The 18,721-nt window shown below is 60.6% G+C and carries 19 protein-coding genes; 11 read left to right on the top strand and 8 right to left on the bottom strand.

Going from position 1 to position 18,721, the window contains the following annotated elements:
• Nucleotides 1-25: 25 nt before the first annotated feature.
• From npdG to BLU11_RS18650, 7 genes are all read right to left on the bottom strand, one after another.
• Complete coding sequence (gene npdG / locus BLU11_RS18620; protein WP_090275941.1) at nucleotides 26-694, bottom strand: NADPH-dependent F420 reductase; 669 nt, start codon at nucleotides 692-694, stop codon at nucleotides 26-28.
• Nucleotides 691-1,473 carry a coenzyme F420-0:L-glutamate ligase gene (gene cofE, locus BLU11_RS18625; RefSeq protein ID WP_090275943.1) on the bottom strand — a complete coding sequence of 261 codons (783 nt, stop codon included), beginning with the start codon at nucleotides 1,471-1,473 and terminating at the stop codon, nucleotides 691-693. Before cofE ends, npdG begins: the two co-directional genes overlap by 4 nt.
• A complete protein-coding gene (cofC, locus tag BLU11_RS18630; RefSeq protein ID WP_090275945.1) occupies nucleotides 1,467-2,168 on the bottom strand; it encodes a 2-phospho-L-lactate guanylyltransferase in 702 nt (233 codons plus the stop codon). Before cofC ends, cofE begins: the two co-directional genes overlap by 7 nt.
• Nucleotides 2,162-3,133 (bottom strand): 2-phospho-L-lactate transferase, encoded by a 972-nt coding sequence (gene cofD / locus BLU11_RS18635; RefSeq protein ID WP_090275947.1) that lies wholly within the window; start codon nucleotides 3,131-3,133, stop codon nucleotides 2,162-2,164. Before cofD ends, cofC begins: the two co-directional genes overlap by 7 nt.
• Nucleotides 3,130-4,350 (bottom strand): 5-amino-6-(D-ribitylamino)uracil--L-tyrosine 4-hydroxyphenyl transferase CofH, encoded by a 1,221-nt coding sequence (gene cofH, locus BLU11_RS18640; RefSeq protein ID WP_090275949.1) that lies wholly within the window; start codon nucleotides 4,348-4,350, stop codon nucleotides 3,130-3,132. Before cofH ends, cofD begins: the two co-directional genes overlap by 4 nt.
• An 11-nt stretch (nucleotides 4,351-4,361) precedes the next feature.
• A complete protein-coding gene (gene cofG / locus BLU11_RS18645) occupies nucleotides 4,362-5,492 on the bottom strand; it encodes a 7,8-didemethyl-8-hydroxy-5-deazariboflavin synthase CofG (protein ID WP_090276681.1) in 1,131 nt (376 codons plus the stop codon).
• Nucleotides 5,493-5,800: 308 nt separating this feature from the next.
• Entirely contained in the window at nucleotides 5,801-6,475 is a 675-nt protein-coding gene (locus BLU11_RS18650; RefSeq protein WP_090275951.1) for a class I SAM-dependent methyltransferase, read from the bottom strand.
• A gap of 223 nt (nucleotides 6,476-6,698) precedes the next feature.
• Here BLU11_RS18650 and nrdR point away from each other — a divergent pair, with 223 nt between their 5' ends.
• The 11 genes from nrdR (at nucleotide 6,699) to BLU11_RS18705 (ending at nucleotide 15,020) form a co-directional block, all read left to right on the top strand.
• The gene (nrdR, locus tag BLU11_RS18655) at nucleotides 6,699-7,172 is read left to right on the top strand and encodes a transcriptional regulator NrdR (RefSeq protein ID WP_090275952.1); all 474 of its coding nucleotides are present in this window, start codon (nucleotides 6,699-6,701) and stop codon (nucleotides 7,170-7,172) included.
• On the top strand, nucleotides 7,165-8,298 hold the full coding sequence (gene ribD / locus BLU11_RS18660; protein ID WP_090275953.1) for a bifunctional diaminohydroxyphosphoribosylaminopyrimidine deaminase/5-amino-6-(5-phosphoribosylamino)uracil reductase RibD: 1,134 nt from the start codon (nucleotides 7,165-7,167) through the stop codon (nucleotides 8,296-8,298). Before nrdR ends, ribD begins: the two co-directional genes overlap by 8 nt.
• A gap of 6 nt (nucleotides 8,299-8,304) precedes the next feature.
• Nucleotides 8,305-9,561: a sodium:proton antiporter NhaD gene (gene nhaD, locus BLU11_RS18665; protein ID WP_090275955.1), complete on the top strand. Its 1,257-nt coding sequence runs from the start codon at nucleotides 8,305-8,307 to the stop codon at nucleotides 9,559-9,561.
• Nucleotides 9,562-9,586: 25 nt separating this feature from the next.
• Nucleotides 9,587-10,252 carry a riboflavin synthase gene (locus tag BLU11_RS18670; RefSeq protein ID WP_090275957.1) on the top strand — a complete coding sequence of 222 codons (666 nt, stop codon included), beginning with the start codon at nucleotides 9,587-9,589 and terminating at the stop codon, nucleotides 10,250-10,252.
• A 22-nt stretch (nucleotides 10,253-10,274) separates the two neighbouring features.
• Complete coding sequence (ribBA, locus tag BLU11_RS18675; protein WP_090275959.1) at nucleotides 10,275-11,369, top strand: bifunctional 3,4-dihydroxy-2-butanone-4-phosphate synthase/GTP cyclohydrolase II; 1,095 nt, start codon at nucleotides 10,275-10,277, stop codon at nucleotides 11,367-11,369.
• Between the two features lie 57 nt (nucleotides 11,370-11,426).
• On the top strand, nucleotides 11,427-11,903 hold the full coding sequence (gene ribH / locus BLU11_RS18680; protein WP_090275961.1) for a 6,7-dimethyl-8-ribityllumazine synthase: 477 nt from the start codon (nucleotides 11,427-11,429) through the stop codon (nucleotides 11,901-11,903).
• 54 nt (nucleotides 11,904-11,957) lie between these two features.
• Entirely contained in the window at nucleotides 11,958-12,392 is a 435-nt protein-coding gene (nusB, locus tag BLU11_RS18685; RefSeq protein WP_090276683.1) for a transcription antitermination factor NusB, read from the top strand.
• Between the two features lie 25 nt (nucleotides 12,393-12,417).
• Nucleotides 12,418-13,398: a thiamine-phosphate kinase gene (gene thiL, locus BLU11_RS18690; RefSeq protein ID WP_407920261.1), complete on the top strand. Its 981-nt coding sequence runs from the start codon at nucleotides 12,418-12,420 to the stop codon at nucleotides 13,396-13,398.
• The gene (locus BLU11_RS18695; protein WP_090275965.1) at nucleotides 13,391-13,885 is read left to right on the top strand and encodes a phosphatidylglycerophosphatase A family protein; all 495 of its coding nucleotides are present in this window, start codon (nucleotides 13,391-13,393) and stop codon (nucleotides 13,883-13,885) included. The genes thiL and BLU11_RS18695 overlap by 8 nt, the downstream gene beginning before the upstream one ends.
• 98 nt (nucleotides 13,886-13,983) lie before the next feature.
• The gene (gene ribA, locus BLU11_RS18700; protein WP_090275967.1) at nucleotides 13,984-14,595 is read left to right on the top strand and encodes a GTP cyclohydrolase II; all 612 of its coding nucleotides are present in this window, start codon (nucleotides 13,984-13,986) and stop codon (nucleotides 14,593-14,595) included.
• On the top strand, nucleotides 14,592-15,020 hold the full coding sequence (locus tag BLU11_RS18705) for a hypothetical protein (protein WP_090275969.1): 429 nt from the start codon (nucleotides 14,592-14,594) through the stop codon (nucleotides 15,018-15,020). Before ribA ends, BLU11_RS18705 begins: the two co-directional genes overlap by 4 nt.
• A 69-nt stretch (nucleotides 15,021-15,089) precedes the next feature.
• On the opposite strand, the gene BLU11_RS18710 is transcribed toward BLU11_RS18705, so the two are convergent.
• A complete protein-coding gene (locus tag BLU11_RS18710) occupies nucleotides 15,090-18,719 on the bottom strand; it encodes an ATP-binding protein (protein WP_090275970.1) in 3,630 nt (1,209 codons plus the stop codon).
• Between the last annotated feature and the right edge of the window lie 2 nt (nucleotides 18,720-18,721).

The following is an 18,721-nucleotide window of genomic DNA, read 5'->3' on the forward strand; positions in this document are numbered from 1 at the left end:
TCGGTAGGTGTTACTCATTGCTGCATCAGGCGTCTGGCGCGCAGATGCGGATTCCTGCGTGGGTGAAAGGGACTTTCTTGGAAATATTCAGGCGGATCAGGATCGGTGTGATGGCCTCGATACAGCGGGCACTGCTGGCCGGACCGCAGTCATAGGCGACTACGTCCATCCTGTTGATCAGCTCAATGATCTTGTCCTTGGCTGGCACGGCGTCGCCGCAGACCAGAACATCGCAGTTGATGGCGTGATCAAGCTTGTTCAGGCTGGCCGCGGAGATGTTGTGCAGCGCGCCGACCACCGGAATGGCCTCGCCCAGCAGCTGTTGGGCGGCTTCGGTCGCCGAGCCGGCGGCCGGCATGGCAACTGCCCGTGGATTACCTTCGGCCAGTGGCACCACGATATCGACCAGAATCTTGTCTTGCAGCAGTTCAGCAATCGATTCGAGCGTGGCGTCGTGGGCGGCGTAAGGTACAGCCAGAATCACTACCTCGTCGGCGGCACCCACCGCATCGCGAATATCCATGCCGCGAATGGCGGCGGCTGAGTCCGGCAGCAAGGCCTGGAGTTCCTGCGCTGTGGTATTGGCGCGTTTCGCATCGCGCGAGCCAATTGCCACCGGGACGCCGGCGCGCGCCCAGCGTAAAGCCAATCCCCGGCCCTGTGGGCCGGTACCGCCTAGAATTGCAATGGTCATCGGAAGAGATCCTCTTTTTGTGGTCTTATCAGGTCAGTTGCCGAGCTGGGGGCGGATTCCCAATCCACGCCCTGGAAGAGAATTGCGGGTGTTTTGCCGTTCTTGCTCATCAGCAAGCCCGAAGCGGCAGCTATTTCATCGGCCAGGGCCGGGATGGTGACGGCCAGTTCGCGGCCAAAGGCATCCTGTTCGCCGATCAGGCTGACCTGAGCAGGCACATTGGCCAGGCCTATGGCGACGTTGACCAACCCCATCCGCCAGGGGCGGCCGAAGGTATCGGTGATCACCACACCCAGACGCACGGCGAAGGTCTCCTCGAGCGCGGCGCAGATCCGCCGGGCGCTGCTGTCGGGGTCCTTGGGCAACAGAATGACGGTGTTCTCTTCGCCCACGTTGGATTCATCCACCGCCGCGTTGGCGCAGATAAAGCCCAGCCGGTGTTCGGCGATCAGGATGCCTTCGGCTTGCTGGGGATGCTTGAACGCCCGCACCACGCGGCGGGACTCACGCAGGATCACTTCGATCTTGCGCGGGTCCTTGTTCAGCTCTGTCGCCAGTTGCCGGGCCTCTTCACCAGGCTCGATACCGTCCAGCGACACCACCTGGCCTTCTGCTTTGGAAACGACCTTGTGGGCAATGACCAGAATGTCGCCGTCGTTCAATACGACATCATTGCTGCGAATGGCCTTGACCAGGACATCGGCCAGGTCATCGCCGGGCAGAATATCGGCAATCCCGGCCAGGGCGGTCATGCTCAGACTCTTGGATTGGCTCAACATGCGGGAACTCCCTGGCTCGGCATGGGCCGGTAAGTGGGCGACGATGGAGTTGGCTGATGCTGCCACGGCGCGTCGAGCTCCAGGTAGTCCGGCTCGCTGGATTGGCTGAGCAGGTGGGACAGGTCAGCCGGTGTATCAATATCAAAGCGCAGTTTTGGAAGATGGATCAGGCTGCAGGTGATGCCCCGGCGATGTGCGGCATTCCAGTGCTGGTCACTTGAATGAAGGCCAAACTGGAAGGGCAGGATATCCGGCGGCGTGGTCAGCAGGGCATTGGTGCCGCGATCATGTGCCGGGCTGATCAGCACTGACGGAACCGGTCGCGGGTGATTGATCAGCGCACGCAGTTCGGCTTCATCCAGTTGGGCTATATCTGCGGGGATCAACAGCTGCGAATCATAGCCTTGGGCACAACTCCATTCTGCTGCCAGATGCGCTGCCGCGGACATGCCGCTTGGATGGCTTTCACGCAAGACTGCCGCGCCATAACTGCTGGCCAGTTGGGCAATGGTGTCGCACGCGGTGACCACCAGCACGTCCTGCTCGGGCATGCAGTCACGGAAAAACGTCAAGGTGCGCTCGCATAGCCAGCGCGCCAGTGCTGCCCGGCGACTAGGGCCGCATAACGGCTCCAGCCGGGATTTGGCATCAGCAAAATCCCGCACCGGGATCACTACCAGAGTTTTCATCAGCATGCCTGCTTCTCCTCTGTAAGCTGGCCTTGGGCGAACTGCAGCAGCTCGCCGGCCAGACGAGCTTTGTCGGCGGTATCTCGCATCAGCGTATGGGTGACCATGACATCGATACCGCGCGCTTTCAGGGCGTCGGCCTCTGCCTGGTCCTGCTGGTCGATGATCAGTCCGTCAATCAGGTCGGCATAACAATCGGCAATCCCGAGGTTATTGCAGCTGTAACCACAGGCGCTGAGCATGCGGTCGGCGGGGCCCTTGACGGTGGCGCCGCCAATCAACGGAGAGACCGCGATCTTGATCGCGTTGGACAGGGCAAATGCCTGCCCCAGGCCGGGTATGGCCAGGATCGGCCCGATGCTGACAATCGGATTGCTCGGGGCGATCACCAGCAGATCCGCCTCACGGATGGCGGCGAGGGCTTCCGCCGTTACCGTGGCGCGCTCAAGGCCATCAAGCTGAATTTCCAGAATTTCGGGCTGGCATTGTTCGCGGACAAAGTATTCCTGGAACGACAGCCAGCCCTGGGGTGTTCTGATCCGGGTTTGTACGCGGTCATCGGTAGGCAGGACGATATTGCTCTGTACGCCGAAGGACTCCGCGATCCGCTGGGCGATAAGGCTGGGTCGGACTCCCTGCTGGCGCAAGTGGGTACGCATGATATGAGTGGCCATATCCTGATCACCCAGATACATCCAGCTGTCACATCCCAGGCGTTTCAGGCCATCGAGCACACGGTTGCTTTCATCGGCCAGGCCCCAGCCTTTGCTGCTGTCGATCCGGCCTGCCAGGGTATAGGTCAGGGTGTCGATATCCGGAGATACCCACAGTCCGTGAAACGCCTGGTCATCGGCGACATTGCCGATGATGCTGAGCTGGCCGGGCTCACAAATGGATGCCAGGCCCACCGCAAGCTTGGCACCGCCGACCCCGCCGGCGAGCAGGGTGATACGTGGCCGGCGACTGTTCACAGTGCTGCTCCGGCATAACGTGGCGCGGCTGGCGCGGCCTCGGGGGCATCGTAAACGGTAATGTGGCGATACAGCGTATTGCGCCGGACCGGCTGGCGCCGCATGTTGCGCATGATCTGGACGAAGCTGTCCGGATGCATTTCCTGACCGTGTTCAGCGCCTGCCGCCCGGGAAATGCTTTCGTTCATCAGGGTGCCGCCCAAGTCGTTCACCCCGGCGCTGAGCATCTGCTGAGCCAATTCCGGCCCCAACTTGACCCAGGACGCCTGGATGTTATCGATCCAGCCGTTGAGCATGAGACGGGCGACGGCGTGCATGCGGATATGCTCCAGCCGGGTAGGGCCGGGTCTTACGCCGGCGTGCTCCAGATACAGCGGCGTCTTGTGATGAATGAACCCCAGTGGCACAAACTCGGTGAAGCCGCCGGTTTCCTTCTGGATATCGCGCAACAGGGCCAGGTGCGCTGCCCAGTGTTCGGGTCCGTCAATATGGCCGTACATGATGGTGGAGGTGGTGGGCAGCCCCAGCTTGTGGGCGGTTTTGACAATCTCCACCCACTCTTCGGTGGTCAGCTTGTCGCGGGTCAGCTGCTGGCGGATGGTGGTATCAAGAATCTCTGCCGCTGTGCCGGGCATCGAGCCCAGGCCGTGATCGATCAGGTCCTGGATAAACTCGGCATAGGACATCTTGCTTTTGCGCGCGCCAAACCAGATTTCAAAGGGCGAGAACGCATGAATATGCATATCCGGCAGCTTGGCTTTTATCGCCTTGAGCATGTCTCGATAGAAATGCCCGGGGATGTTCGGGTGCAAGCCGCCCTGAATGCAGACTTCGGTTGCGCCTCGGTCCCAGGCTTCCTGGGCTCGCGCAACAATTTCATCCAGATCAAAGAACTCGGCTTCGGGATCATCTTTGCGTTTGGCGAAACTGCAGAAACGGCAGCCCATGTAGCAGACATTGGTATAGTTGATGTTGCGGTTGATTACGAACGTCACCGTATCGCCGACACTGGCCCGTCGCAATTGATCAGCGCAGGCTGTTAATGCATCCAACTCAGCGCCTTCGGTCTGGAATAAGGTAATAGCGTCCGCTTGGTTAAGTTCCTGGCCAGCTAATACATTTTCGAGAATGGTTCGTACTGTTAAGCCAACGCCTGGTTGGTAAAGTTCTTTTACTGACTCATGCAAAGCAATGTTTTCTGACACTGATATGTTCATTGCGGAGTTCCTCAAGACAGGCACTGTTGTAACGCCAGACCATCAGCCCGGGCGATTGCGGATAACCGGGGAGCCACTTCACCAGTAAAGAAATGCTGAGGGCGCTCCAGATAGCGGGGATATACCGCGAGGCGCTCTTCAAGACCGTAGCCACAGTCTGCTGTCGCACGGCGAAGTGATTCTATCTGCGGCCACGCGCGTTCCGGGTTGATATGGTCGATGGTCAATGGGGAGACACCGCCCCAGTCATTGATGCCGGCAGCGATATAGGCTGCGAAGCGGCTTTCCAGATTGGGAGGCGCCTGCAGGCTGATGGACGGGTCAAGCAGCAGGCGGGCCAGTACCAGGGTGCGGACCATATCGTCCAGGCTGGGCTCGGGATGGCCGGCCATCGCGGTACCGGGCTTGGCCCGGAAATTCTGCACTATGACTTCCTGGATATGGCCATGTTCGAGATGCAGATTATTGATGGTCATCAGGCTATCGACGCGCTCTGCCCAGGTTTCACCTATGCCGATCAGAATGCCGGTAGTGAAAGGCACACCCAGGCGGCCCGCCCGGTCCAGGGTGCGAATACGCTGCACCGGGACTTTGTCGGGGCAGGCGTAATGGGCGCCGCCCTTGGCGATCAGACGGCGGCTGACATTCTCCAACATCATGCCCATGCTCACACTGTGCGGCTTGAGGAGTCGGATATCCGCTTCGGAGAGTGTGCCGGCATTCACATGGGGTAGCATGCTGCTTTCGCTCATTACCATGGCGCAGACTTCGGCCAGATAACTGATCATGCTGGTATGCCCCTGACGGGCGAGGGCGGCCTGTGCTTCCGGGTAACGCAACTCGGGCTTTTCGCCCAGGCTGAACAACACTTCCTTACAGCCCATGCGCTCACCGTCATGAACAATCTGCATAACTTCAGCAGGGGTCATCAGACGTGCATTGGGGGAGTCGGGCTTTTGAACGAAGGTGCAATAACCGCAATCGTCACGGCACATATTGGTAAGTGGAACGAAAACCGCCCGTGAATAAGTCAGGGCTTGGCCCCAATGCACATCACGAATGCCGGCCGCTTGTTTGGCCAGTTCGGTAAATTCGTCATCGGGCGCCTTTTCAAGCGCTAGTGCCTGTGAACGGGTCAACATAATGACCATTGCCTCCGTTATTTTTTTTGTGGAGTCTTGATGCAAGTTTTTACCAGTCGGTAAAAACAGAGTAGGTCATATTTTCCCGAATGGTCAAACTTTTAATGGCGGGAGAATCAATTATCTTTGGGAAGAATTTTTGGAGGTGTCTGGAATGCACCTTTGCTTCCAGAGAGTGGGGAAGTAATTTGGCGGTGGTAGAGCAGGACAGGGTAGGAATTACTTTGTCTTGGGGCTGTTTAATATCAAGGTAATGGCAATATAAGGCGCACTTCTGGGGACTTCTGGCTTTCCTGAGTTATCGATTATCAGATCGCCGCGGCGGCGGAGCGGTACAGTGAGACCTGCCGAAAGAGTTCCGGCTCGCCCAGATCCGGCCAGGTCTGACCGCTGAGGGTGGCGACCCGCCGATAGCCGGGATGTTGCAGATCACGTACCCGCGAATCCGCTATCAATACTTCATTGGCGCGACCGAGGAAATGGTCGAGGAAGCCGTGGTTGTCCCGGTCGTACAGCACATCGGCGGCGAAGATCAGGTCCAGCTCATCGGTGACGGCAAAGTAATCATCCGCCAGTTCGATGCCCAGACCGTTGAGCTGCGCATTCATCGCGCTGGCCAGGCGTGCCGGGTGATCCAGATCGCAGGCGATGCTCTGCCGTGCACCTGCGGCGCTGCATGCCAGCGCAACTATCCCCGAGCCGGCACCGAAATCCAGCACCCGTTTGCCGCGCACCTGTTCTGGATGATCGAGAATCCAGCGCGCCAGCGCCAACCCGCTGCCCCAGCAGAATCCCCAGTAGGGCGGCTGTTCCAGCAGGCGTTGGGTTTCTTCGCTGGCAAAGGCGCGATCCAGATTGACCGGGTCAAGCAGCCATAGCCGCAGTTCGGGCAGCTGGGGCAGCGCACTGACGGCCAATTGGGCGTCCGGCAAAATCCGATGCAGAGCCTGTTGCAGAGCGTCGATCGGGCCGAGTGCAGGCATGGCTGAATACCTTGATGGAAAAGGGCGGCATTGTAGCGCGCCAGCGCAGTGTCGGTGAATCAGTCTGATGAGGCTGACGCGGGAGAGAGCAGGGTGCGGCAACAAGCCCCAGGTTAACACTGGCTTACTTTAATAACCCCGTGTCTGCGAGTATGCTATGGGCCTTCTAAAAACCCAGCATGGCCGTACGCGGCTGCTGTTCTGACCTTTACTGGATCCGAGCATGTATTGTCCCTTTTGTGGCGCCAATGACACCAAGGTAATTGATTCCAGGTTGGTGGCGGACGGTGGCCAGGTACGTCGCCGGCGTGAGTGCCTCGCCTGTCAGGAACGTTTCACGACCTTCGAGACTGCCGAGTTGGTGTTGCCCCGGCTCATCAAGCAGGACGGTCGGCGTCAGCCATTCGATGAGGACAAGCTGCGGGCCGGCCTGCTGCGTGCGTTGGAAAAACGCCCGGTCAGTGTCGAGCAGATCGAGGCGGCGCTGGGCCGCATCAAGCATCAGCTACGCGCCACCGGCGAGCGCGAAATCAAGGCGATGGTGGTTGGCGAGATGGTCATGGCCGAGCTCAAGCAGCTGGATGAGGTGGCTTACATCCGCTTTGCTTCTGTCTACCGGCGTTTTCAGGATCTCAACCAGTTCCGTGAAGAGATCGATCGTCTGTCCCGAGGCGAGCCGGGCGACCCCAATGCCTGAAGAGTTCGCCGACCGTCGCCTGATGGCTCGGGCCATTCAATTGGCCGCCAAGGGGCTGTATACCACTGAGCCAAACCCCAGGGTGGGCTGTGTACTGGCGCGCGACGGTGAGATTGTCGGAGAAGGCTGGCATGTCTGCGCAGGAGAAGGACACGCAGAAGTCAATGCCTTGGCCCAGGCCGGCGAGCAGGCTCGCGGGGCGACGGCTTATGTCACTCTGGAACCCTGCAGCCACTTCGGCAAGACCCCGCCCTGTGCAGACGCGCTGATCAACGCGGGTGTCAGCCGGGTGGTTGCCGCCATGCAGGACCCCAATCCCCAGGTCGCCGGTCAGGGTCTGGCACGTTTGCGTGCTGCCGGCATCAAGGTCGATTGCGGGCTGCTGGAAAGCGATGCGCGTGACCTCAATCCGGGATTCATCAAACGCATGCAGCAGGGGCTGCCCTGGGTAAGACTGAAACTGGCAATGAGTCTGGATGGCCGCACGGCCATGGCCAGCGGTGAAAGCCAATGGATCACCGGACCGCAGGCCCGTGCCGATGTGCAGCGCCTGCGCGCCCGCAGTGGTGCGGTCATCAGTGGTGCCGACAGTGTGCTGCTGGACGATTCGGCATTGACCGTACGCGCTGCCGAACTGGGGCTGGATATCGAGCTGGCGCAGGCCGCAGCGGCAAGACAGCCGCTGCGGGTGCTGGTGGATGGTCAGCTGCGTGTGCCTTTGCAGCAGCGATTATTCCGCGAAGCCGGCCCGGTGCTGGTGGTCTGTACTGATCCGCAGCAGTGCGCAGCGGATTATCTCTCGCAGCAGATAGAGCTGCTTACGCTGCCCGGTGCGGACGGCAAGGTTGATCTCGGCGCCCTGCTGCGCGAGTTGGGGCAGCGTGGCTGTAACGAGGTGCTGGTGGAGTCCGGTGCCGGTTTGGCGGGCGCGTTCTGGCGTGCCGGGCTGGTGGATGAATTGATCGTCTATATGGCGCCGAGGCTGCTGGGTAGCCGGGCGCGACCGCTGTTGGAACTGCCCTTCGATGAGATGGCCGAGGCCATGGATCTCGATGTGACTGACATGCGGGTTATCGGCCGTGATTGGCGGATCACGGCGCGACCGGTTTTTTCCTTCCGAGAGTAACAATCCATGAACGCAGTAGAAGTGGTCCTGCTCCTGATGGCCGTCCTGGCCATTCTGGGCGTCATTTTTGAAGAAGTAACCCACGTCAGCAAATCCATGGTCGTACTGTTCTTCGGCACGCTGGCCTGGGTCGTTCTATTCATTGCCGCACCGGACGAAGCCTACCGCACACGTGTGCAGGAAGCTTTCAACCACAATATTCTGGATATCGCCGGGCTATGGCTGTTCCTGATGGCGACCATGACCTTCGTTGCCTATCTGAACAAGAAGGGGTTGATCGACAGTGTCATCTTCAAGATTCTGCCCAGGCGTATCAGTGAACGAAAGCTGTTGTTCCTGACCGCCATGTTCTGCTTTGTGTTTTCCTCCTTTGCAGACAACATCACCGCCACGCTGGTTTCCATGGCGCTGATCCTGAGCCTGAAACTGGAGCTGCGCAAGGCGCTGCGCTTTGCCACGCTGGTGGTGTTCGCGGTCAACTCCGGCGGGGTGGCGATGATCACCGGGGACGTCACCACGCTGATGATCTTCCTGGCTGGCAAGGTGGAGATCACGCACCTGCTGTTGTTGTCAGTTCCGGCGTTGGCCTCGGTGCTGGTGCTGGCAGGTCTGCTGTCCATCGGCATGAGTGATGTGGTGGTGATTGATCACGGTACCCGCGTGCACTCGCAACGCACCGGGCGCATGGTTGCGCTGGTGTTCTTCGTGACTATCTTCGCCACCATTCTCGGTAGCCTGCTGTTTGATATACCGCCGACGCTGACCTTTCTCATGGGGCTGTCGGTGATGTTTCTGCTGGCGCATTATCTCGAGGAGGACGTCATGCACGATCCCATCCTGGAATATATCCGCGCCATCGAGTTCGAGACGCTGCTGTTCTTCCTCGGGATTCTACTGGTGGTAGGCATGTTGCAATTCGTGGGCGTGTTGGGCAGCCTGACTGCGCTGTATGATGTGATGCCGACGCTGCTTGCCAACTTCCTGATGGGCATGCTGTCGGCCCTGATCGACAACGTACCCTTGACCGCTGCCCTGCTGAAATCCGATCTGGAAATGAGCGTCGCCGAGTGGATGGGGCTGACTTATGCTGTCGGAGTGGGTGGTTCCCTGCTTATAATTGGCTCTGCCGCCGGGATCGTGGCCATGAGCAAGTTGCCGGGGCTGACCTTCATGTCCTACTTCCGCTGCTTCGGCCTGCTGCTGTTCGCCTTCGCTTTCGGCTTCCTGGCGGTATTCGGCATGGGCCTGCTGATCACGGCCTGACAATGCACATGTAACCGAGGCAATCATGTTTACCGGGATAATCGAAGCAGTTGGACAAATCCAGACCTTGCAGCCGCGCAGCGGTGACGTGCGGGTGTATATCAAGACCGGAAAGCTGGATCTGGATGACGTCAAACTGGGTGACAGTATTGCGGTCAATGGCGTATGTCTGACCGTAGTCGAACTGCCCGGCGACGGTTTCTGGGCCGATGTCAGCCAGGAAACCATGCGTCGCAGTGGTTTCACCGAGCTGGTGGTGGGCAGTCGGGTGAATCTGGAGAAAGCCCTGACCGCGACCACGCGGCTGGGCGGACATCTGGTCAGTGGCCACGTAGATGGTGTTGGCAAGGTCTTGTCGCGCACTGAAGAGGCCCGCTCGGTACGTTTTCGTATCGAGGCGCCCGCCGCGCTGGCCCGCTATATCGCCGAGAAGGGCTCGATCACCGTTGACGGCACCAGTCTCACCGTCAATGGTGTGGATGGCGCTGTCTTCGAACTGAATATCGTCCCCCACACCCTGCAGGAAACCGTGATGGGTGATTACCAGCCGGGCCGCCCGGTAAATCTGGAGGTCGATGTGATCGCCCGCTACCTTGAGCGCCTTCTGCTGGGTGACAAGGCTGCCGAATCCGGCGCAGCTTCCGGTATCAACATGGCATTTCTTGCCGATAACGGCTTTTTGAAGTCCTGAGCACTGTGCCCGGGAGGGCCGTATGAAACTGAACACTATTGAAGAACTGATCGAAGATATCCGCGCTGGCAAGATGGTCATCCTCATGGATGACGAGGATCGCGAGAACGAAGGTGATCTGATCATGGCCGCCGAGGCCTGCAAGGCCGAGGACATCAACTTCATGGCCCGTTACGGCCGTGGCCTGATCTGCATGCCGATGAGCCTGGAGCGCTGTGAGCGCCTCAAGTTGCCGCTGATGGTACAGCGTAATGGCTCGGGTTTCGGTACCAAATTCACCGTCTCCATCGAAGCTGCCGAAGGCGTCACCACCGGTATTTCCGCTGCCGATCGCGCACGTACTGTGGAAGCGGCCGCGGCGGCTGATGCAGTAGCCGAGGATATCGTCAGCCCCGGCCACATCTTCCCCCTGATGGCCCAGCCCGGTGGCGTGCTGGCGCGTGCCGGTCACACCGAAGCGGCCTGTGACCTGGCGCGCATGGGCGGCTTCGGCGAGTCCGGGGTGATCTGCGAAATCATGAATGAAGATGGCAGCATGGCGCGCCGCCCCGAGTTGGAAGCCTTTGCCGAAGAGCACGGATTGAAAGTCGGCACCATCGCCGACCTGATCCACTATCGTCTGCTCAACGAGCGCACCGTACAGCGTGTTTCCGAGCAGCCGCTGGATACCGAACTGGGCACCTTCAACTTGGTGACCTACAAGGACAGCCTGGAAAATGCCGTGCACCTGGCGCTGACCCTGGGTGAGATCGAGCCGGAAGAGCCAACTCTGGTACGGGTGCATAACATGGACCCCCTGCGTGACCTGTTCATGGTCAAGCAGCCGGGGCGCTGGAGCCTGCGTGCGGCCATGGCCAAGCTGGCCGAACAGGGCAATGGCGTGGTGTTGCTGCTGGGTAATCAGATGGAGGGCGAGGAGCTGCTGCATCATGTACAGCAATTGAGCGGCGATGAGCCGGCAGTACGGCGCCCGACCACCTACAATACCGTCGGTGCCGGCTCGCAGATCCTGCGTGACCTGGGCGTGCGCAAGATGCGACTGCTGTCGCTGCCGATGCGCTTCAATGCCATATCCGGTTTCGACCTGGAAGTAGTAGAATACCTGCCCTGCGAATAAACGCATTGGATTCACGGCGGCGCCTGGCGCGCCACCGGTTCTTTAAGAGAGATTGATATGACTGCTATCCGTACCATCGAAGGCGACTTCATCGCTGCACAGGGTCGCTACGCCCTGGTTGTCGGCCGGTTCAACAGCTTTGTGGTTGAAAGCCTGGTCGACGGCGCTGTCGACACCCTCAAGCGTCACGGGGTCAAGGAAGCCGACATTACCATTGTGCGCGTTCCCGGTGCCTTCGAAATTCCGCTGATGGTGCGCAAAGTGGCTGATCTGAAGCAGTTCGACGCCATCATTACCCTGGGCGCGGTCATCCGTGGTGGCACGCCACACTTCGAATATGTTGCTGGCGAATGCGTCAAAGGCGTAGGCGCAGTATCCCTGGATACCGGCGTTCCGGTTGCCTTCGGTGTGCTGACAGTCGACAGCATCGAGCAGGCCATCGAGCGTTCTGGTACCAAGGCCGGCAACAAGGGCGCTGAAGCAGCGCTGTCAGCAATCGAAATGGTCAGCGTGATCAAGCAGCTGGAGGCTTAAGTGGCCGACCACGACGCTAAACCCAAGCGCAGCGGCGGGCAATCCCGCAATGCCATGCGCCGCAAGGCACGCAGCCTGGCGTTGCAAGCGCTGTATTCATGGCAGATGGCGGCGCAGTCGTTGTCCGACATCGAAGCGCAGCTGCGCAGCGACGTCGAGTACGAATTCGACAGCGCTGACGGTGCCTACTTCCGTGAGCTGTTGCATGGTGTGCCGCAGAATCTTGATGAAATCGATGGCCATCTGGCACAGGTGCTGGATCGGGGGATTGATGATGTCGACCCCATCGAGCTGGCCATCCTGCGTATTGGTGTCTTTGAAATGACCCATCGCGTCGATGTGCCTTACAAGGTGGTGATCAACGAAGGCATCGAGATGGCCAAGATCTTTGGTGCTACCGATGGCCATAAATATGTCAACGGCATCCTCGACAAGCTGGCTCCCCGCCTGCGCAGTGTCGAGGTGAATGCGTCCCGCCGGGGGCGCTGAACCACGGCAGGAGGCAGCCATGCCGCTGGGCGAGTTCGGATTGATCGGCCGTTATTTTCAGTGCGCAGCGCTGGAACAGGCGGGCGGGCATGCGAAGGTGGCCCTCGGCATCGGTGACGATGCCGCCTTGCTGGATCCCGCACCGGGCTGTCACTGGGTCATATCCACTGACAGTCTGGTGCAGGGTGTCCATTTCCCCGATCACTACTCCCCCGATGACCTGGGCTATCGCGCTCTGGCAGTGGCTGTCAGCGATCTGGCTGCGATGGCCGCCGCCCCGCTGGGCTTCACCTTGGCGCTGACACTTCCTCGCGTGGATGAACTCTGGCTGCAGGGCTTCAGTGCCGGGCTGGCTGCCTGCGCGGCGGAGCATCGCATCAGCCTGATCGGTGGCGATACCACCCGCGGCCCATTGAATATCGGTGTTACCGTGTTCGGTGAAGTGCTCCAGGGCCGCGCCTTGCGCCGCTCCGGTGCACGCGCCGGTGATCTGCTGTGTGTGGGTGGTCCGCTGGGTGAAGGGGCAGCAGGTCTGGCGGTGGTGCTCGGGCAGGATCTGCCGGCCACGCTGACCGGATCCGAGCGGGATTATCTCACCAGCCGTTTCTGGCGCCCGCGGGCTCAGTGTGAGCTGGGTGCCGCCCTGGCCGGTGTGGCTACGGCCGGCCTGGATATATCCGATGGTCTGCTGCAGGATGCCGGGCATCTGGCTCGCGCCAGTGGGCTGGCATTGCATCTGCGTACTACCGGTCTGCCCCATTCTCCGGCGCTGCAGGCGTGGCCAGCAGCTCTGCAGCTGGATTGGATGCTGCGCGGTGGCGATGACTATGTATTGTTGTTCACTTTACCGCCGGAACAGGCCGCATTGCTGGAACGGTGGCGCGAGCAGGGCTGGGCAGTCAGCGTCATCGGCGAGGCAGCCGTCGGTGAGGGCGTCTGGCTGGACCAACAACCGGTCGGCGGGGCTGACGGTTACCAACACTTCAAGGAGTCCACGCATGACTGAGTCCCGCGAGCCGACACCGGCATCGGTATGGCGCAACCCGATTCACTTTCTGGCCTTCGGCTTCGGCAGCGGGGCACTGCCCAAGGCGCCCGGAACCTGGGGTTCGCTGGTGGCGCTGCCTTTTGTATTGCTGTGGCAGCAACTGCCGCCGGGTGGTTATGCGCTGGTGCTGGTGCTGAGTAGCTTGCTGGGCATCTGGTTATGTCATCGCACGGCTGCCGACCTGGGTGTGCATGACCACGGCGGTATCGTCTGGGATGAATTCGTCGGCGTGTGGATTACTTTGTGGCTGGCACCGCCCGGTTGGCTGTGGTTGGTAGTGGGATTTCTGCTGTTTCGTCTGTTCGATATCTGGAAACCCTGGCCGATTGGCTGGGCGGATCGCCATGTCAGTGGCGGGTTGGGCATCATGCTCGATGATATTCTCGCGGGTATCATGGCCCTGCTGGTATTGCTGGCACTGGCCGAATTGCCGGGTCTGCTGTGAAACACATCGGCAATCCAGACACATCAGCGCTGACGGTCATACGCATGTGCTGTTAAGATAGCTGCCCTCTATATCAGCGTGGTCGGACAGGAGACAGCGTGCCAGTCACCTTTGTTGCGTCATCCCAATTACCCACCAAGTGGGGCATTTTTACCATGCACGGCTTCCTTGAACCCGGTACGGGCAAGGAACACGTGGTGTTGACCATGGGCGACGTGGGCGACGGACAGCCAGTGCTCGGACGCCTGCATTCGGAATGCCTCACCGGCGATGCTCTGTTCAGTCTGCGTTGCGATTGCGGCTTCCAGCTGGAAGCGGCGCTGAAAGCCATTGCTGACGAAGGTCGCGGCGCCTTGCTGTATCTGCGCCAGGAAGGCCGTGGCATCGGTCTGATGAACAAGATTCGAGCTTATCACCTGCAGGATGGTGGCGCCGATACGGTGGAAGCCAACGAGTTGCTCGGCTTCGGCGCGGATCAGCGCGACTATGCCATCTGCAAGCCCATGCTGGCGTATCTGGGCATCACCGGTCTGAAGCTGTTGACCAATAACCCGCGCAAGGTCAAGGCGCTGGAGGATTTCGGTATCACCGTGGCCGAGCGCATCCCGCTGAAGACCGGCCTGAACCCGTTCAACCAGAATTATCTGGCAACCAAGGCCGGCAAGCTTGGTCACCTGCTGGGAACCATTCATCAGGCAGAGGCAGAATGATGCTCGATACCGCTCCTCACTGGCAGGCCATGCGCCGCAACTGGCGCATGCAGTGTGTTGCATCGCTTATCCTGCCGATAGCCGTGGTCTGGTTCTTTCATGACCGTCAGGGAGCTTATCCGGACGTCGCGGTGCCGCTGTTCATCGCCGGCCTGCTGACCCTGTTGCTGACTGTCTGGCGTTTCCGACACTTTCGCCGGGCGGTCATCGCTGCCGATACGGCGCAGGATACTGCCTCGGCCGAGCAAGCCTGGACACAGTTGCATCATCAACAGCTGCTGGGCCTGACCAACGCCAAGCTGCCCGCCTGGGTCGGCATGTTGCATTACGTCTGCACGCTGGAGCTGATGCCACTGATCCTGCTGGTCCTCGCCAGCCAGGGGGCGATGCTGCTGTATCGACCCCCGAGTGCCCGTTTCAGCTGATAGCCTCTCAGGCTGGCCTTGATGGCGAGGGCGACCTCGCCATCAAGGCATCCACAGAACACCTGATTCTCACACCAGCTCCATGAAATCCAGTGCCCCCTGCTGGCGGATCACCCGGCGGTGGTTGGCCCACAGCTCGGTGATGCGCTCGCGGTTGAGTTGCTGGCGGTCGAGCAGCACGCGGGTATTGAGCTCACCCACAGCGCGCGGGCTGGGCACCTTGCTGAACACGAATTGGTTGCTGATCAGTTCGAGGAAGGGGCCGGCCTTGCTGGTGGGCATGATGAAGATCAGCTGCAGGCCCAGAGTCTCGGTCAGGTAGTTGATCACTTCCCGAGAGCGCGTTTCATCCATGTGCATGAAAGCTTCGTCGACGATCACCATGCGCAGATGGCTGTCGCCTTCGTTGAAGCGGAAGGCACTGGTCACTGCGGCAGCGCGGATGATGTAGGCCGGGGTTTCCAGCTGGCCGCCGGAGCCGGTGCCATATTCGCTGAGGCGGATCGCAGCCTTGCCCTCGGGGTGCTTGAGGATGTCGTAACGGCGGTAACGACGGTAGTCACTGATTCGTTCGAGCTCGCGCAGGGCCTGCTGCTCATCGCCGTCGAGCAACAGCCCCAGCAGCTGATCACGCACGGCTGCGCCCTTGCCGGACAGGCTGGTATCGAACAGGCTGGCGCCATCTCCCAGGTTGGGCATCTGCATGACCTCGCGGAAGAACTCCCAGTATTCCTTGTATTCCGGCACCCAGGCCCACTCGAACTGGAAGCTTTCGCGATCGGCGCCGAAGCGGTGATGCTGCAGCTCGGTGTTGAGCCCTTCCAGGGTACGACCGCCATCGTTGATCGCCTGGTGGATCTCATGACAGAGGTCGGTGATGAAGGTGGTATTGAAGCTGTCGCGCAGTTTGATCAGCTGCTCCTGCTTTTCCAGCAGCACGTTGTTGCGCAGCCGGTTGTGCAGATTGTCCAGTTGTTGCCGCAGACCACAGACATGCTCGAAGAATGCCAGGCTGTGCACCTCGGCGCCGGTGTCATGCACCAGGTGGTCCATCGGTTGCGCCTGCTGATTGTATTCCTTGATGCTGCGATCAAGAGACACCGCCAACCGATAGAGGCTATCAGTCAGGCTCTTGCTGTCGGCGGCGAAATCGAAATCATCGCCGGAGCGAGTCAGCATCTCGTCGATCTGGGTCAAGCGCTGCTGCGGATCGAGACCGGTGACGCGGGCGGCGGCTTCGAGCAGGTTTTGTTCGGCCTGGTCACGCTGATCCTGCAGGGTATCGCCCTGGTCGGATAATGCACGGATACGCTGATTGATCTGGGTCAGCTGCACGTTCAGACCACCCAGTTCCTGCTGCAGCTCGCTCTGGCGTGCCACCAGTTCGGCATGGCGCTCATGGGCTCGCTGCAGTTCCTGCTCGACATCGTGAAAGGCACTTAGGTCCAGACTGGCCAATTGCTGCTCGATGTCCTGCAGTTGCTGGCGCTGCTCCAGCAGCTGGCTGGCCCGGGCGAGATAATCCAGCGGCTTGATGCGCTGCAGAGCGGCGGCGAGATGCTGCAGGCTTTGCACCAACTGGCGCTGGGCATGGCGCTGCAGTTGCAGCGTCTCCAGCTGTTGGTGCTGGGCACGCAGGTTGCGCTCCCGGGCGGTGACGCCGAAGACCAGCTGGCTGTCATCGATATCGCAGCGGAACATGGAATAGTTGCCCGAGCCCATGCCTTCACGGGTGATGCCGCGACGGGCCTGGCGCAGACCTTCGGCATTGTCGACTCGTACCAGAGTGGCATAGGAAGCGCGCACATAGTGCTCGGCCACCCGGTGGCTGAAGCGCAGCACGTTCACCACCGACTCCTTGGGCAGGCTGAGCCGCTCGGCGTCCAGCCGGGCCTTGCTGCCCTGAATCACCCGGGCGCGGTTGCGTTCGCGGGTGTTGAGCTGGCGAACGATGTGGATGGCCTCGGCTTCATGTTCCGGTTCCACCAGGATGCCGAAGCGTGAACCGCCGATATAACCCTCAATGGACATCTGCCAATCCGGGTCGGTGACCTCCACATGGTCGCAAAGCACTCGGGGATCAGCCTGCGGGCACTGCTGGCGGATGGCAGCCACGGCATCTTCAACGTAAGCGGGATAGGTCACGCGACTCTGCTGCAGGGTGTTGATCTGGCGTTCGCTGATGGCGATCTGGCGCTCCAGATTGCCCAGTGCGCTGGCGCGCTCCTGGCTCAGCCGGTCGACCCGTTGCAGCAGGCTGATACCCTCGGCGCCTGGTTGGGCAATCATGGCGGCCAGCCGGTTGTGGGTCTGCTGCTGCTGACGCACGTTATCCAGGCCGTTGTGCAGCGGACTCAGATCGATCCAGTCGTTGGACAGCAACTGATGCAGTTCGGCCACCGGTTGCTGTTCTGCGGCCAGCACTTCATCGGCCAGGCCCTTCCAGTTGCGGCTGGTCAACTCGGGAATCTCCACCCCTGCACCACTGCTCAGCAGATGCTGAATGGTGCGTACAGCTTCCAGATTGAGATCACGCTGGTGCGCCTGTTCGAGCAGCGGCGCTACGCCCTGTTGCAGGCGGGCGCCAAGTTGCTGCTGGCGGTTTTCCAGATCATCCTTGCCCTGCAGGGCGGGTACGCCCTGGCGGCGTGCTTCCAGCTGCACCAGGTCGCGGTGGGTCTGTTGGGTGCGTTCATCGTTGAGCTGCTGCTCTTCGCTGAGATCGGCGATGCGGGCGCTGATCTCCTGCTGCTTGTCTTTGGCAACCACATATTGCTTGCGATTGTGGCCCCAGCTTTGCGCGGCCGCGGCATAATCCAGGCCGAGACGCTCCAGCCAGCTGTTCTGGTAGTCCTCGGTCAACTGCCGAGACTGTTCCAGCATGTTGACGGCGCCGCGTACGCGGGCGGCTTCCTGTTCCATGCCGTGCACGGTGCGCAGCAGGTCACGGATGCGTTTGATGGTGTCGCCGAATTCGCGGGCTTCGAGCACTTCGCCGGCGACGAACTGGTCGATCGAGCGCACTGGTTTGTAGGCCATGAAATTGGCGAAGGTGCGGGCGGCGTTCTTCGCTTCACGAACGGACACCGCATCGCCCTTGCCGCGCAGGGCGCCATACAGGCGCGCCAGGTAGGCGCTCTTGCGGTCATAGGTTTCCACGCCCTGTTTGCCGAACTGCTTGCGCAGCAGGTTGGGCAATTCGGTGAGCGGGATGACATGGCGGCCTTCGTCGGTGTCCCGTATGAAATCACTGAGCGCCAGCATTTCGCCGGGCACTATCATCAGCAGCAGTTCATCCTGGCGGGCCTGTCGGCTGCTGCCGGCGGTATCCAGGTGGGCGCGCACGCCGATCACCGCAGTGAAGGGCTCGGCGGTTTCGCCCTGGGTCGGATGGAACACGCCAGCGATGTAGCCATCGGTGGTCCAGGGACGGGCGAAGGCGCCGTCATCACAGCCCAGCACGTAAGAGGCGAGGGTGCGCACCTGTTTGCCACCGCGGCCACGCTGGGTAGTTTCGTCCTGCCCGGGGTTATAGTTGAACAGGTTGTCATGGGCAGCGGTCATCAGAGTCTGCAGGGCGTCGGCGGCGGTGGTCTTGCCGGAGCCATTGCCGCCGGAGAACAGGTTGATCGGGCCGTATTCCATTTCCTCGACCGGCAGGTTACCCCAGTTGGCGGTAATCGAGCGTTTCAGGTACATGC

The organism is Halopseudomonas litoralis, from assembly GCF_900105005.1.
In the GTDB taxonomy this organism is placed as follows: domain Bacteria; phylum Pseudomonadota; class Gammaproteobacteria; order Pseudomonadales; family Pseudomonadaceae; genus Halopseudomonas; species Halopseudomonas litoralis.

Coding starts and splice junctions, on each gene's coding strand:
- nusB (WP_090276683.1), top strand. CDS start 11,958: ATGCGCCGCAAGGCACGCAGCCTGGCGTTGCAAGCGCTGTATTCATGG.
- BLU11_RS18650 (WP_090275951.1), bottom strand. CDS start 6,475: ATGCCTGCACTCGGCCCGATCGACGCTCTGCAACAGGCTCTGCATCGG.
- cofG (WP_090276681.1), bottom strand. CDS start 5,492: ATGTTGACCCGTTCACAGGCACTAGCGCTTGAAAAGGCGCCCGATGAC.
- nhaD (WP_090275955.1), top strand. CDS start 8,305: ATGAACGCAGTAGAAGTGGTCCTGCTCCTGATGGCCGTCCTGGCCATT.
- BLU11_RS18695 (WP_090275965.1), top strand. CDS start 13,391: ATGACTGAGTCCCGCGAGCCGACACCGGCATCGGTATGGCGCAACCCG.
- cofC (WP_090275945.1), bottom strand. CDS start 2,168: ATGCTGATGAAAACTCTGGTAGTGATCCCGGTGCGGGATTTTGCTGAT.
- cofH (WP_090275949.1), bottom strand. CDS start 4,350: ATGAACATATCAGTGTCAGAAAACATTGCTTTGCATGAGTCAGTAAAA.
- npdG (WP_090275941.1), bottom strand. CDS start 694: ATGACCATTGCAATTCTAGGCGGTACCGGCCCACAGGGCCGGGGATTG.
- ribBA (WP_090275959.1), top strand. CDS start 10,275: ATGAAACTGAACACTATTGAAGAACTGATCGAAGATATCCGCGCTGGC.
- BLU11_RS18710 (WP_090275970.1), bottom strand. CDS start 18,719: ATGTACCTGAAACGCTCGATTACCGCCAACTGGGGTAACCTGCCGGTC.
- BLU11_RS18670 (WP_090275957.1), top strand. CDS start 9,587: ATGTTTACCGGGATAATCGAAGCAGTTGGACAAATCCAGACCTTGCAG.
- cofE (WP_090275943.1), bottom strand. CDS start 1,473: ATGTTGAGCCAATCCAAGAGTCTGAGCATGACCGCCCTGGCCGGGATT.
- BLU11_RS18705 (WP_090275969.1), top strand. CDS start 14,592: ATGATGCTCGATACCGCTCCTCACTGGCAGGCCATGCGCCGCAACTGG.
- nrdR (WP_090275952.1), top strand. CDS start 6,699: ATGTATTGTCCCTTTTGTGGCGCCAATGACACCAAGGTAATTGATTCC.
- ribD (WP_090275953.1), top strand. CDS start 7,165: ATGCCTGAAGAGTTCGCCGACCGTCGCCTGATGGCTCGGGCCATTCAA.
- ribH (WP_090275961.1), top strand. CDS start 11,427: ATGACTGCTATCCGTACCATCGAAGGCGACTTCATCGCTGCACAGGGT.